This window comes from Burkholderia sp. MS455 (assembly GCF_016899445.1).
Classification (GTDB): Bacteria; Pseudomonadota; Gammaproteobacteria; order Burkholderiales; family Burkholderiaceae; genus Burkholderia; species Burkholderia pyrrocinia_C.
In genome coordinates this window covers 490559-503830 of sequence record NZ_CP041778.1, presented here as the reverse complement: position 1 = coordinate 503830, position 13272 = coordinate 490559, and the positions used below count along the sequence as shown (strand labels likewise).

The window sequence follows — 13272 nt, the reverse complement described above, 5'->3', positions numbered from 1 at the left end:
TTCATCGCGAGGTGCGCGCGGTCGAGCCGGCGTCGGAGGTCAATCGAACTCGTACTGCCGCGCATCGGCCTCGAGCGGCGCGTCGTGGTATCCGACCGTCGCGATCTCGTGCAGATAGCGCGCGAGAAACGCGCCGATCGACCCGGCGGCCTCGAATTGATGCACGTGACGGAATTCGTGGGTCAGCAGGCGGCGCGTGTCTTGCCCGCGCAGCACGAACACCGCATGGCCGAGCGTGAGCCCGATCGTCCCCGGCGACAGCAGCCCCGTGTCGCGTGCGATCGCGGCCAGCGAAGGCGTGTCGGGGAACGGCATGCGGTCGACGATCACGACGCGGATCCGCTCCGGCTGCGCGACGCCCACGGTGCGCGCGTCGTCGGCCTGCGCCGGCGTCAGCGGCACGCCCTGCGCGATCCCGCGCGCCGCCTCCGCTTCGGCCCATGCGACGGCGGCAGGCAGTGCGGACGGAAGGATATCGGCAAGGTCGATCATCGCGGGGCTCCTCGGTTGGCGCGGCGGCATCGGGCACCAGTTTAGTCCCGAATCGGGGCCGTTCGCGGGGCGCTTCGCGTGACGCCGCGCAGGTCCGCCCCCCGGGCGCATCAGTCATCAGGGAATACCCTATTCCACAAGCGGTCCACGCCGCTTCCTTTCCGTCGATTACTTCGGTTCAGTACACATTCCGGGGTCGGATATCTCGAAAATTTCCCGGATGTGTACCGTTTTGGGATTCGGCGGAATATATTGATCGGAAGAACAATCGCGGCGGCAACCGGACGGCAGGTCCGCGGCGTCATCCCGAAGAGGGTCGCTCGATGATCAGGGTAATTCTGGCTGACGATCACGCAGTCATGCGAGACGGACTGCGTCATATCCTGGAGAGGGCCGGCGGTTTCGAAATCGTCGGCGAGGCGAGCGACGGCCCGGCCACGCTCGCGCTGGCCGAGCGCAGCGCCGCCGACGTGCTGCTGCTCGACCTGTCGATGCCCGCGCCGACCGGCATCGAGCTGATCCGGCTGGTCAAGAGCCACGCGCCGTCACTGCGCACGCTCGTGCTGACGATGCATGCCGAGGCGCAGTACGCGGCGCGCGCGTTCAAGGCCGGCGCAGTCGGTTACCTGACGAAGGACAGCGCGACCGCCGAGCTCGTCGAGGCCGTGGGCAAGGTCGCGGCGGGCGGCGTCTACGTGAGCCCGTCGGCGGCCGAAAGCCTCGCGCGCACGCTGCGCGCGCCGGCCCAAACGCTGCCGCACGAACGGCTGTCCGCGCGCGAGCTCGACGTGATGCGCCGCATCGTCGCGGGCCAGACCGTCACGCAGATCGCGTCCGAACTCGCGCTGAGCGCGAAAACGGTCAGCACATACAAGACACGGATCCTCGAGAAGATGGAACTGCCGCACGAAGCCGCGCTGATCCGCTACGCGATGCGCCACGATCTCGACCCCGGCGTCGACGACGCATGACGACCACCCTCCACTTATCGCCTGCCCCCGCGGACGACGCCGATCCGGACGCGTCGCGCCTGTTCATGTCGTCGCTGCCGCCAGGGCGGCGCGAGCGGCGGCTCGCGATCGCGACCGTGCTCGTGTCGGCCGCGATCTTCGCCATGCTCGCGCCGTTCGCGGGCATGCCGCTCGCGCCGGGCTGGGCGTTCATCCCCGTGTACCAGTCGGCGATCGTCGTCAACGACATGGTGACGGCCGGCCTCCTGCTCGGCCAGTACGCGATCCTGCGCGAGAAATCGCTGCTCGCGCTCGCGGGCGGCTACCTGTTCACGGGCTTCATGGCCGGCACGCACATGCTGACCTTCCCGGGGCTGTTCGCGCCGACGGGCCTGCTCGGCGCCGGCGAACAGACCACGGCCTGGCTGTACCTGTTCTGGCACGGCGGCTTTCCGCTCGCGGTCGCCGCCTATGCGCTGCTGCGCGCGGCGTCGCGCACGCGCCCGATCCCGGCCCCGCAGCGCCGCGCGGCGATTCCGGTGGTGCTCTGCATCGCCGCGGCGGCCGCCGCGACGGCCGCGCTCGCGGTGCTCGCGACCGCCGGCCACGACCTGCTGCCGCGCATCATGCACGGCAACCGGATGGCCGCGACGATGACGAACGCGATCACGGTCGTCTGGGCGCTGAACCTGGTTGCGCTGGTGCTGATGTGGCGGCAGCGTCGCCATCATTCCGTGCTCGACCTGTGGGTGATGACCGTGCTCGTTGCCTGGCTGTTCGACATCGCGCTGTCGTCGATGCTCAATCACGGGCGCTTCGATCTCGGCTTCTACGCGGGCCGCACGTACGGCCTCGTCGCGTCCGGCGTCGTACTGTTCGCGATGCTGTTCGAGAACGGCCGGCTGCATGCGCAGACGGTGCGCGCACTGGCCGGCGCGCGCTACCAGCATCTGCTCGTCGTGCAGAAGAGCGCGCAGCTGAACGAGGCGAACGAACGGCTCGAACAGCGCGTCGCCGCGCGCACCGCGCAACTGAGCGCGTCGAACCGCGACCTGCGGCGCGAAGTCGAGGAGCGCGTGCGCGCGGAGCGGGCGCTGCAGGCGTCACGCGAGGAACTGCGCGAGATCGCCGCGATCAGCGCGACCGCGCGCGAGGCCGAGCAGCGCCGCATCGCCCGCGAGCTGCATGACGAACTCGCGCAGACGCTCGCGGCGCTGAAGAACGATCTCGAATGGCTGATCGACCGCGTGCCGCAGGACGACGCGCCGCTGGCGCGCAAGATCGCGGCGATGCACACGATGGCACGCGGCGCAGTGGCTGCGACGCGGCGCATCGCGTCGGACCTGCGCCCGCTGATGCTCGACGATCTCGGCTTCGCGGCGGCGATGCAATGGCTCGTGGAGGATTTTCGGCACCGTCACGGGATCGCGTGCGCGCTGCATGTCGATCCGCCCGAGTTGCAGCTCGACGAGCCGTATGCGACGGCCGTGTTCCGCATCGCGCAGGAAGCGCTCGCGAACGTCGCGCGGCACGCGGCCGCGTCGCATGCGGATGTCGAGCTCGTGCACGGCGACGATGCGATCGCGCTGACGATTCGCGACGACGGCGCGGGATTCGATCCCGGCGTGCCACGCAAGTCGAACTCGTTCGGGCTGGTCGGTTTGCGTGAGCGCGCCTACCTCGTCGGCGGCACGCTGCGGATCACGACGACGCTCGGCGAAGGTACGACGGTCGAGGTGGAGATTCCGCTGTCGCGCGCGCCGGTGGCGATCGCGCATGGCGCGGATGGGGTTTCGCACGGGTAGGCGGCCGGACGCGGTGGCGCTGCGTCACTGACGCGGTCAGCGGTAATCGTCTTCTCGTTGATGCCGGACGGCGAGGGTCGTGATTTGCGTCCGCGATGCACGGATCGCCATCCCAATGGCTTACCCGAGCGCTCTTGTCGCCCGTGCCGCTTTCAGCATGCGCTCGAGTTCAGCCTGGACGTTTACAGCGTCGATGTATTCGCCGGTCCGCCGCGCCTCGTCGCGTGATGCGAGACCACGCGCGACAAACTCGCGCTGCACGCGTCGGCGCGCAACGCCGATTCGATGAACGCGGAGAGCGTCTCGTTTTTCGCCAGAACGGATTCAGCGGCTTCAAGCAATTGCGGATCGATCCGGAACGCGGACTTCGTCGCAGAATTCATTGCATTCCCCACGTGTGTCAATGGATCGCACGGTAGCACACCGACACGCTCCAGGAGCGTGAACCGGTTGGAGCAGCCACGAATCCATGCGCGTCACACCCGCGCCGCGACCATCCCCCGCTCCGAGCGCGTCCACGCGACCAGCGCGCCGATCCCGAGCAGCGCGAGGCACACGATCGGCACGATCATCGGCCCGAACGCGGTGCCCGTCACCTTGCCCGCGAACGGCATCAGGTTCTGGCTGAAGAAACCGCCGAGGTTGCCGATCGAATTGATCGCCGCGACGCTCGCCGCCGCGCGCGCGCCGGTGAAATAGCGCGGCGGCATCGACCAGAAGCACGGATACAGCAGCGGGATGCATGCGCCGCCGAGCACGAGCGCGACGAAGCGCAGCGGCGTCGACGGCAGCACGAGGCTCAGCAGGAAGCCGAGCGCGCCGAGCGCCGCGACGATCGCGATCGTGCGCAGGATGCTCTTCGCGCGGCGCAGCTTCGCCGGCAGCCACAGCAGCAGCAGCACCGCGAGCGCCCACGGCAGCATGCTCAGGAAACCGTTCGTACTGCTCGACACGCCGAACGATTTCACGAGCGTCGGCAGCCAGTACGTGACGCCGTACAGCGACGTCGACATCAGCATGTAGGTCCCCGCGAACAGCATCACGCGCGGATCGAGCAGCGCCTTCCACGGCTGACCATGCTCGGCCTGCGCGGGCTTCTCGCGCTCCAGCGCGGCCGCGACGATCTGCTTCTCGCGCTCGTCGAGGAACGGTGCCTCGCGAAACGACGCGGGCAGCACGCGGAACACGACGATCGCGACGATCACGGCCGGAATGCCGGTTGCGATGAACACCCACTGCCAGCCCGCCAGCCCCCACACGCCGTTCAGGCTCAGCAGCACGCCGCCGACCAGCGAGCCGAGCATGTTCGCGAGCGCGCTGCCGAGCGTGAAGATGCCGAGCACCTTCGCGCGGTAGCTTTGCGGAAACCACAGCGTCAGGTAGTAGATCACGCCCGGATAGAAGCCGGCCTCGGCGATGCCGAGCAGGAAGCGCAGCGAGCAGAACGCGGGCATCGACGTCGTGAAGCCCATCAGCACGGTGATGAGGCCCCACGTCAGCATGATCCGCGCGAGCCATACGCGTGCGCCGTAGCGATGCAGCGCGAGCGTGCTCGGCACCTCGAACAGCAGGTAGCCGATGAAGAACAGCGACGACGCGAGCCCGAACGCTGCCTCCGTCATCCCGAGGCTGTGCACCATCTGCAGCTTCGCGAAGCCGACGTTCTGCCGGTCGATGAACGCGATCAGGAACATCACGACGAGGATGGGCAGCAGGCGCCGCGCCACCTTCGACATGATGCGCTGTTCTTCGGCGGACGCGGGGTCCAGGGTTTCGGTAGCGTTCACTACGGGCTCCTTGCGTGAATCGGTTGCGTGTCGGTTGTATCGGCGCCGCGCGCGACGAAGGCGCGGGCGCGGAATGTTTCGATGAATATTGTTTGCAAGCGGGCCGGCGGCGCTCAGCCCGACCGGTAGTCGTCGAGCATCGGTGCGAACATCTCGTGCCATGCACGCGGCTTCGCCTTGATCGTGCCGGCCAGGTACAGGAATTCGACGTAGTCCATCAGCTGGTTCGGGCGCACCGAAAAGCGCGTGTCGGGCGCGGCGAGCATCCGCATCACGTCGTCGTGCGACACGCCGACGCCCGACGACGCCGCATAAAGCGCGGCCGCCGCGCGCGGATCCTGCGCGATCAGGCGGTTCGCTTCGTCGAGCGCGCCGAGAAACGCGGCGGCCAGCGCGGGCTCCGTATCGACGAGCCGCTTCGGCGCGAACACGACGTCGAGCGTCAGCGGGCCGAGCACGTCGACCGAACTCACGACGCGGTGGATACCCGGCTGCCGCAACTCGAGCGTCGAGAACGGCGGCGACGTGAAGTGCGCGGTGACGCCGTTCTCGCGGCGGATCAGCGCCTGCATCGCCTGCGGATGCGGCAGGTTCACGGTGATCGAATCGAGCTGCGCGAAATGCTTCGGACCGAGCTGCCGGCTCGCGACCATCTGCAGCACGACGGCCGACAACGACGTGCGGATGCCGGGCACCGCGATCCGGTCGGACGGCGTGAAGTCGCGCAGCGACGCGAGGCCCGGACGGTTCGCGTTCAGCGACAGCGACGTGGTCGACAGCCCGCTGATGCCGATCACCTCGACGTTCGGAATGCCGCGCGCCCGCGCCCACAGCTCGATGAAGCCCGGCGCGCCGGCGCCCGCGAAATCCAGCGTGCCGGCCATCATCGCGTCGTTGACGGAATTGCCGCCGTCGAGCAGCACCCAGTCGACCGCGACGTCGCGCACGCCGTGCCGCGCCGCGTGCCGCTCGAACAATCGCTGCTTCTCCATCACGAGCAGCGGCAGGTACAGCACGCCGTAGCCCTTCGAGATCCGCACCGTGCGCGGCTTCGCGCGCACCAGCGCCGGCGCGGCGAGCGCGCCGAGCCCGGCGGCGATCAATGCGCGGCGGCGCGGCGACGTCGTCATGCGCGCGCCGCCTTGCGACGGGCGGCAAACGGCCACGCGAAGGCCGGCGGCGCGCTGCGGCGCGCGTGCGTCGTGCCCGTGACTTGCTGCATGTTGCCGTCTCCTTGAATATTTCTGGTATTAATGCCGTCCTTGCGTGCTGCTTCCGGCTCGACACAGGTTATCGACCGAGTCTGAGAAAATGCTGACATCCCGGCCCCGGGAAAACCCCTAATCCACCCACCTGAAAAACGGCACCATGCGCATTCTCGTCGTGGAGGACGATGCCGAAATCGGCGCGGCGATCCGCAGCCGCCTGGCGCGGCTCGGCCACGCGGTCGATCTCGAAACCGACGGCGCGACCGCGAACGGGCTGCTGCGCGTCGAGCGCTTCGACCTCGTCGTGCTCGACGCGAACCTGCCCGGCATGGACGGGTTCGCGGTGCTGCGCAACCTGCGCGTGTCGGGCAGCACGACGCCCGTGCTGCTCGTCACCGCGCGCTCGGCGATCGACGACCGCGTGAGCGGCCTCGGCCTCGGCGCCGACGACTATCTGGTGAAGCCGTTCGACTACCGCGAGCTCGATGCGCGCGTGCAGGCGCTCCTGCGCCGCAACAGCGGCCACGCGAACGACGTGCTGACGCTCGGCGGCCTCGTGATCGACCGCAGCAGCCGCCTCGCCGAACTCGACGGCCAGCCGCTGTCGCTGTCGCGCCAGGAATTCGCGCTGCTCGAAATCCTCGCGAGCCGACCGCAGCGCATCTTCTCGAAGGAAGAGCTGCTGAACCAGTTGTTCAGCTTCGGCAACGAGCCGACCGCGAACGCGGTCGAGCAGTACGTGACGCGCGTGCGCAGGAAGCTGCAGGGCAGCTCGGTCGAGATCCGCACCGCGCGCGGGATGGGGTATCAGATTGCCGCGCACTGACTGGTTCCCGAAGACGCTGTTCGGACGCACGCTGCTCTTCATCGCGCTCGTCGTCGCGACCGGCGCGCTCGCGCTCGCGGCGATCGCGCGCTACTACGCGGGCGTCGCGGCCGAACGCGCGTACGACCAGCTGCTCGCCGGCGCGTCGATCCAGGTCGCGGAAAACCTCTACGTGCAAGGCGGCGTGCTCGCACTGAATCCGCCGGTGGCCGCGCTGTCGACGCTGTCGCGCTACGACCTCGTCTACTACAAGGTCGTCGATTCGCGCGGCATCGTCGTGGCCGGCTACAACGATCTCGCGAGCTCCGCGACGCTCGCCGCCGCGAAACAAGGTCCTGCATTCGCGAACGCCATCTACCAGGGGCACCGGATCCGCACCGCGACCATCGCGCGCTACATGCCAGAGGAAAGCACGCCGGGCTGGGCACTCGTGACCGTTGCGCAAACAACCAATGCGCGCCAGCAGCTCACGAACGACATGAGCATCAAGGTGTGGACGCTGATCCTGCTGATGAGCGTGCTCGCGATCGGCGCGAGCGGCCTCGCGATCCGGCGCGGCCTGCGCCCGCTCGCGCAGATCGGCACCATCATCGCCGCGCGCGACCCGGCCGACCTGCGGCCGGTGGCCGTCGACACGCCGAGCGAGATCGACGCGATCATCGGCTCGATCAACGGGTTGATACACCGCCTGGCCGAACGCATCAACGCGATGCAACGCTTCATCGCCGACGCCGCGCACCAGATGCGCACGCCGCTCGCGCGGCTCGACGCGCAGATCGAACTGCTCGACGGCGAATCCGATCCCGCGCGCCATGCGGCACGCCTCGACGCGCTGCGCGCGACCTGCTCGGACATCGGCCGCCTCACCGGCCAGCTGCTCAATCATGCGATGGTGATCCATCGCATCGAGGCCGTGCCGCTGCAACCGGTCGAACTCGTCGCGCTCGCGAAGGACGTGCTCGGCCGCACGATTCCGCTCGCGGACGAGCGCGACGTCGCCGTCGCGTTCGCGAGCGACGCGCCGCTTGCGTGGATCGACGGCGATGCGATCAGCTTGCAGGAAGCGCTGTCGAACGTGCTGCACAACGCGCTGCTGCACGGTCATGCCGACGACATCGTCGTCTCGGTCGCGACCGCGGGCAACGCCGACGGCACGGTCACGCTGACCGTCACCGACAACGGCCGCGGGATTCCGCGCGAGCACTGGGACGCCGCATTGCAGCCGTTCGTGCGGCTCGCGCCGGACGGCTGCGAACGGCGCACGGGGTCGGGCCTCGGGCTCGCGATCGTGCAGGAAGTGATGAAGGCGCACGGCGGGCGCGTCGGGTTTGCGTTTCCGGATGCGGGTGGGTTCGCGGTGGTGATGACGTTTCCGCGGGCGGCGGGGATCGGCGCCAGGCAGGCATAGGCCGGTGGAACCCGGCTCACGGTCGATCGGGTACTTGCTTCGACTCATGAGCCGCAGATGATCATGTGTCGGCCACCGATGAGCCACGCCAACTACGCCGCCACCGCCTCCCCGCCCAGATACGCATCGCGCACGCGCTCATCGTCGAGCAGCGCCTTCGCGGGCCCTTCGAGCACGACGCGCCCGGTCTGCAGCACGTACCCGTAGTGCGCGATCTCCAGCGCGAGGCTCGCATTCTGCTCGACCATGAACACTGTCACGCCCTGCTTGTTGATCGCATCGATCAGTTCGAGCACCTTGTCGACGTAGAGCGGCGACAACCCCATCGTCGGCTCGTCCATGCAGATCAGCTTCGGCCGAGCCATCAGCGCGCGCGCCATCGCGAGCATCTGCTGCTCGCCGCCCGACAGCGTGCCCGCGCGCTGCGCGAGCCGCTCCCGTACGCGCGGAAACAGGTCGAGCACGCGTTCGTAATCTTCCGCCACTGCCGTGCGGTCGCTGCGCGTATACGCACCCATCAGCAGGTTCTCCCGCACGCTCATGTCGCCGAACAGCCGCCGCGCCTCGGGCACGGCCGCGATTCCGCGTCGCACGCGCTGCGGCGTCGCGAGCGCCGTTACGTCGTCGCCGTCGAAACGCACGACGCCGCGGCGCGGCCGCATCAGCCCGAGAATCAGCTTCATCGTCGTCGACTTGCCGCTCGCGTTGCCGCCGAGCAGGCTCACGATCTGCCCGCGGCCCACTTCGAAGTTCACGTCGAAATGCACCTGCACCGGCCCGTAGAACGTATCGAGGTGTTCCAGTTTCAGCAGCGCGTCGGTCACGGTCATGTCGGGTCCGGAGGAAAGCGTGTTCATGCGGCCGCCTGCGTCGTGCGCTCCGCGGCGGCACCGCCCGCATGGCGCCGGCCGAGGTACGCCTCGATCACGCGCGGATCGTGCCGCACGTCGCGCGGCGCGCCTTCGGCGATCTTTACGCCGTTGTCGAGCACCATCACGCGGTCGGACACGCGCATCACGAGTTCGAGCTTGTGCTCGATCAGCAGGATCGTCAGGCCGCGCGCCTTCAGCGACTGGATCAATTGCAGCATCTCGGCCGTCTCCGTCTCGTTCATCCCGGCCGTCGGTTCGTCGAGCAGCAGCAGGCGCGGATGCAGCGCGAGCGCGCGGCCGATCTCCACGCGCCGCCGGTTCGCGTACGACAGGCTGTGCGCCGGATGATCGATGCGCGGCGTGAGCCGTTCGCCGAACCCGGCGACGATCGCGCGCGCCTCGTCGCGCAGCGCCGCTTCCTCGCGCCGCACCGACGCGGGCCGCACGAGCGCGCGCAGCACCTCGGCCGCCGCGCCGAGCGCTGGCCAGCCGGGCCGTGCCGCACGCAACCGCGCATGCGCGCCGATCAGCACGTTGTCGAGCACGCTCAGGTTGCCGAACACGCGGCCGTGCTGGAACGTGCGCGCGATGCCGAGCGCCGCGAGCCGTTCGGGCGCCGTGCCCGTGATGTCGCAGCCGTCGAACGTCACGCGGCCGGCATCGGGCCGGTCGGCGCCCGCGATCAGGTTGAACAGCGTCGACTTGCCGGCGCCGTTCGGCCCGATCACGCTCAACAGTTCGCCGTCGGCGAGCGTCAGGCTCGCGCCGTCGAGCGCGGTCACGCCGTCGAAGCGGCGCGTCAGGCCCTGCACGTCGAGCAAGGGTCGGGGGGTGGTCATCGCATTCCTCCTCACACCGTGCCGAGCAGGCCCTGCGGCCGAAACCGGACGAGCAGCAGCAGCACGACACCGTAGATCAGCATCCGGTAGTCGGCCGCCCAGCGGAACAGCTCGGGCAGCCCGATCAGCGCGACCGCGCCGGCGATGCCGCCGAGCACGTTGCCGAGCCCGCCGAGGATCACCATCGTCAGCGCGAGGATCGACACCTGCGAATCGAAGGTCTGGTGATTGATGTAGCTGTACAGGTGTGCGGCGATGCCGCCGCTCACGCCGGCCGCCACGCCGCCGACCGCGAACGCGATCGCCTTGTAGCGATTCGGCGCGATGCCGTGCGCGCGTGCCGCAATGTCGTCCTCGCGCACCGCGCGCAGCGTGCGCCCGAGATGCGAGCGCAGCAGCCGAACCTGCACGAGCGCGAACACCACGAGCACCGCGAACGTAAACCAGTACGCGGCGCGCGCGGTCGTCGCCCACGGCAGCGGCGCGATGCCGGTGATGCCGAGCGGGCCGCGCGTGAGGCCGTCCCAGTTCAGGATCACGAGGCTCACCACTTCGCCGATGCCGAGCGTCGCGATCGACACGTAGTGCCCGCGCAGCCGGAACGCCGGGTAGACGAGCAGCGTGCCGAGCACGGCCGTGATCGCGCCCGCGCACGGGATCGTCACGGCCGGCGACCAGCCGAGATCCGACGACAGCAGCGCCGACGCGTACGCGCCGATCACCAGCAGCGCCGCAGCCCCAAGCGAAATCTGCCCGACCGTGCCTGCGACGAGCGTGAGGCTCAGCGCGAGCAGGCCGTACAACCAGGCGTTGGTCAGCGTCTGCAGCACGTACGGCGACGCGCCGAGCCACGGCAGCACGGCCGCCAGCGCTATCAATACGACGAGCACCGGCCGCGGCACGCGCACGGCTTTCGCGGCCGCGAGGAAGGTGCCCGTCATCGGTTCGGGCGGCAGCGCGCGGTTCGCGCTGAACAAGCCGTTCGGACGCCAGACGAGGAACACGATCAGCAGCCCGAACGCGAACAGGTCGCGATAGCTCGTGCCGAACAGCGCGACGCCGTAGCTTTCGACGAGGCCGAGCAGCAGGCTGCCCGCGATCGCGCCCGGCACGTTGCCGAGCCCACCGATCAGCAGCGCGACGACGCCCTTCAGCGTCGCCTGGAAGCCCATCGCCGGATCGATGCTGTTGTAGTACATGCCGACCAGCAGCCCGCTCACGCCGCCGAGCGCGCACGCGATCGCGAACACCGTCTGGTTCACGCGATCGACGTCGACGCCCATCTGCAGCGCCGCGTCGCGATCCTGCGCGGTCGCGCGCACGGCCCAGCCAAGCCTCGTGAAGCGCAGGAAGCCGTACAGCAGCGCGGCCGCCGCGATGCCGATGCCCGCGATCAGCAGGTCGAGCGAGCCGAGCGTCGCGCCGGCGATCCGCAGATGCCAGTCGGGCAGCGGCGTCGGCACCGCGCGCGGGTCCGCGCCGAATGCGAGCTGCGCGAGCTGGTCGAGGATGAAGCTGATGCCGATCGTCGCGAGCAGCGGCGCGATCCGCGCCGCATGGCGCAAGGGCCGCAGCCCGATCCGCTCGATCGCGATGCCGAGCGCGCCGCAGCCGACGACGACCGCCGCGAGCGCGACCGGCAGCGGCAGCCCGAAGCGCGTCAGGCACAGCCAGCCGATGAACGCGCCGGCCATGTAGACCGAGCCGTGCGCGAAGTTGATCAGGTGCGACACGCCGAAGATCAGTGCGAGCCCGACCGCGAGCAGCGCGTAGATGTTGCCGACGATGAGGCCGTTGAGCGTGTAGTCGAGCCAGGAAGCCATCACGATGCGTCCGTCACTTGCATGCGGTTGATTCGAATCAGCGCGCGGCGAGCTGCGGCTTCGCGCCGTCCCACAGCGCCCACTGCCCCTGCTTCACGACCAGATACACGGTGCGCGCGCCCGCAACGCGGCGCGTCTGCGGATCGAAGCGCACCTTGCCGAAGATCACGCTCGGCACGTCGCTCACTTTCGCGAAACCGTCGTGCGCGGCCTGGCGCGTCGTGCCGTAGCGACGCAGCACCTCGGCCGACAGGATCAGCGCGTCGTATGCGCGCGCAACGAACGAATCGGGATCGGCGTGGAATTTCGCGCGATAGCGCTGCACGAACGCCTGCACCTCGGGGCGCGGCTCGGCCGGGAAGAAGTTCGATTCCGTATAGACGCCGTCGACGGCCGCGCCACCCAGTTCGAGGAACTTCGGCGAATACACGGAGCCGACCGCCGCGATCGGCAGCGCAACGCCCGACGTGCGCGCCTGGCGCACGATCTGCGCGCCGTCCGCGTAGTACGAGATCAGCACGATCGAATCGGGCTTCGACGCGCCGATCCGCACGAGCGTCGAGCGGAAATCCTTCTCCACCGGCTGATAGCCTTCGGCCGCGACGACCTGCGCACCGAGCCCGGCCGCCGCCTTCGCGAAAATGTCCTTGCTGGTGCGGCCCCAGTCGGTGTTCAGGTACAGCACCGCGATCCGCTTGAAGCCGAGTTCCTTCACCGCGTAGCGCGCGAGCAACGGCTGCTCCTCGGCCTGGCTCAGCGCGGTGCTCCACAGGTAATCGCCGCCCTTCGTGAAATCCGGGTGCGAGTTCGTGAAGCCGAACTGGATCAGTTGCCCGCGCTGGTAGATCGGCGACGCTGCCATCGACGTCGCGCTGGAGAAATCGCCGAGCTCGATCGCGATGCGCGGATCGGCGACGAACTTCTGCGCGATCGCCACCGCCTGGCGCGGGTCGCTGCGGCTGTCCTGGAAATCGATCGCGAGCGGCCGGCCGTGAATGCCGCCGCTGCCGTTGATCTCGTCGAGCGCGAGATCGAAGCCGCGCTTCCATTGCTCGCCGTATTGCGCGTCCTGGCCCGTGAGCGGCCCGCTCACGCCGACCACCACCGGCTCGCCCGACACGCCCGCCGCGAGCGCGCCGCCCGCCGACAAGCCCCATGCGGCAGCGAGCGCCGCCACCGTGCCCAGCACGCGCCGCCATGCGCCGCGTGCGTCGTTCCCCGAAACGTTCATGCCGCCCCCACCTTCAGTCAGTCGAAAAGAG

11 protein-coding genes and 1 pseudogene are annotated in these 13272 nt (G+C 69.2%); 4 read left to right on the top strand and 8 right to left on the bottom strand.

Annotation, left to right across the window (positions count from 1 at the left end; all coding sequences use genetic code 11):
- Positions 1–39: 39 nt before the first annotated feature.
- On the bottom strand, positions 40–492 hold the full coding sequence (locus tag FPJ27_RS06720) for a hypothetical protein (protein WP_204422406.1): 453 nt from the start codon (positions 490–492) through the stop codon (positions 40–42).
- 323 nt (positions 493–815) lie between these two features.
- Here FPJ27_RS06720 and FPJ27_RS06715 point away from each other — a divergent pair, with 323 nt between their 5' ends.
- Both FPJ27_RS06715 and FPJ27_RS06710 read left to right on the top strand, forming a co-directional pair.
- Positions 816–1463: a response regulator transcription factor gene (locus tag FPJ27_RS06715; RefSeq protein ID WP_204422405.1), complete on the top strand. Its 648-nt coding sequence runs from the start codon at positions 816–818 to the stop codon at positions 1461–1463.
- The gene (locus FPJ27_RS06710; protein ID WP_204422404.1) at positions 1460–3247 is read left to right on the top strand and encodes a sensor histidine kinase; all 1788 of its coding nucleotides are present in this window, start codon (positions 1460–1462) and stop codon (positions 3245–3247) included. The genes FPJ27_RS06715 and FPJ27_RS06710 overlap by 4 nt, the downstream gene beginning before the upstream one ends.
- Positions 3248–3367: 120 nt before the next feature.
- On the opposite strand, the pseudogene FPJ27_RS36320 reads toward FPJ27_RS06710, so the two are convergent.
- The 3 genes and pseudogenes from FPJ27_RS36320 to FPJ27_RS06700 form a co-directional block, all read right to left on the bottom strand.
- Positions 3368–3630 (bottom strand): annotated as a pseudogene (locus FPJ27_RS36320) (YlcI/YnfO family protein).
- Between the two features lie 93 nt (positions 3631–3723).
- The gene (locus tag FPJ27_RS06705; RefSeq protein ID WP_204422403.1) at positions 3724–5034 is read right to left on the bottom strand and encodes an MFS transporter; all 1311 of its coding nucleotides are present in this window, start codon (positions 5032–5034) and stop codon (positions 3724–3726) included.
- A gap of 113 nt (positions 5035–5147) precedes the next feature.
- A complete protein-coding gene (locus FPJ27_RS06700) occupies positions 5148–6164 on the bottom strand; it encodes an ABC transporter substrate-binding protein (RefSeq protein WP_072442175.1) in 1017 nt (338 codons plus the stop codon).
- 238 nt (positions 6165–6402) lie between these two features.
- Between FPJ27_RS06700 and FPJ27_RS06695 the strand changes: the two genes are divergently transcribed.
- Together FPJ27_RS06695 and FPJ27_RS06690 are read left to right on the top strand one after the other, a co-directional pair.
- Positions 6403–7068, top strand: coding sequence for a response regulator transcription factor (locus FPJ27_RS06695; protein WP_204422402.1), 666 nt, complete (start codon positions 6403–6405; stop codon positions 7066–7068).
- Positions 7055–8476 (top strand): sensor histidine kinase, encoded by a 1422-nt coding sequence (locus FPJ27_RS06690; RefSeq protein ID WP_204422401.1) that lies wholly within the window; start codon positions 7055–7057, stop codon positions 8474–8476. The genes FPJ27_RS06695 and FPJ27_RS06690 overlap by 14 nt, the downstream gene beginning before the upstream one ends.
- A 92-nt stretch (positions 8477–8568) precedes the next feature.
- On the opposite strand, the gene FPJ27_RS06685 is transcribed toward FPJ27_RS06690, so the two are convergent.
- Genes FPJ27_RS06685 through FPJ27_RS06670 form a run of 4 tightly spaced genes read right to left on the bottom strand, consistent with a single transcriptional unit; the run spans position 8569 to position 13241 of the window.
- Complete coding sequence (locus tag FPJ27_RS06685) at positions 8569–9333, bottom strand: ABC transporter ATP-binding protein (RefSeq protein WP_204422400.1); 765 nt, start codon at positions 9331–9333, stop codon at positions 8569–8571.
- On the bottom strand, positions 9330–10187 hold the full coding sequence (locus tag FPJ27_RS06680) for an ABC transporter ATP-binding protein (protein ID WP_204422399.1): 858 nt from the start codon (positions 10185–10187) through the stop codon (positions 9330–9332). Before FPJ27_RS06680 ends, FPJ27_RS06685 begins: the two co-directional genes overlap by 4 nt.
- A gap of 11 nt (positions 10188–10198) precedes the next feature.
- Positions 10199–12010, bottom strand: a complete 1812-nt coding sequence (locus FPJ27_RS06675) for an ABC transporter permease (RefSeq protein WP_204423090.1) — start codon at positions 12008–12010, stop codon at positions 10199–10201.
- Between the two features lie 37 nt (positions 12011–12047).
- On the bottom strand, positions 12048–13241 hold the full coding sequence (locus FPJ27_RS06670) for an ABC transporter substrate-binding protein (protein ID WP_204422398.1): 1194 nt from the start codon (positions 13239–13241) through the stop codon (positions 12048–12050).
- Positions 13242–13272 lie beyond the last annotated feature (31 nt).

Bases quoted from the DNA above. Each gene is read 5' to 3' on its own strand.
- FPJ27_RS06675 (WP_204423090.1), bottom strand. From the start codon at position 12,010: ATGGCTTCCTGGCTCGACTACACGCTCAACGGCCTCATCGTCGGCAAC.
- FPJ27_RS06700 (WP_072442175.1), bottom strand. From the start codon at position 6,164: ATGACGACGTCGCCGCGCCGCCGCGCATTGATCGCCGCCGGGCTCGGC.
- FPJ27_RS06680 (WP_204422399.1), bottom strand. From the start codon at position 10,187: ATGACCACCCCCCGACCCTTGCTCGACGTGCAGGGCCTGACGCGCCGC.
- FPJ27_RS06720 (WP_204422406.1), bottom strand. From the start codon at position 492: ATGATCGACCTTGCCGATATCCTTCCGTCCGCACTGCCTGCCGCCGTC.
- FPJ27_RS06715 (WP_204422405.1), top strand. From the start codon at position 816: ATGATCAGGGTAATTCTGGCTGACGATCACGCAGTCATGCGAGACGGA.
- FPJ27_RS06685 (WP_204422400.1), bottom strand. From the start codon at position 9,333: ATGAACACGCTTTCCTCCGGACCCGACATGACCGTGACCGACGCGCTG.
- FPJ27_RS06670 (WP_204422398.1), bottom strand. From the start codon at position 13,241: ATGAACGTTTCGGGGAACGACGCACGCGGCGCATGGCGGCGCGTGCTG.
- FPJ27_RS06695 (WP_204422402.1), top strand. From the start codon at position 6,403: ATGCGCATTCTCGTCGTGGAGGACGATGCCGAAATCGGCGCGGCGATC.
- FPJ27_RS06710 (WP_204422404.1), top strand. From the start codon at position 1,460: ATGACGACCACCCTCCACTTATCGCCTGCCCCCGCGGACGACGCCGAT.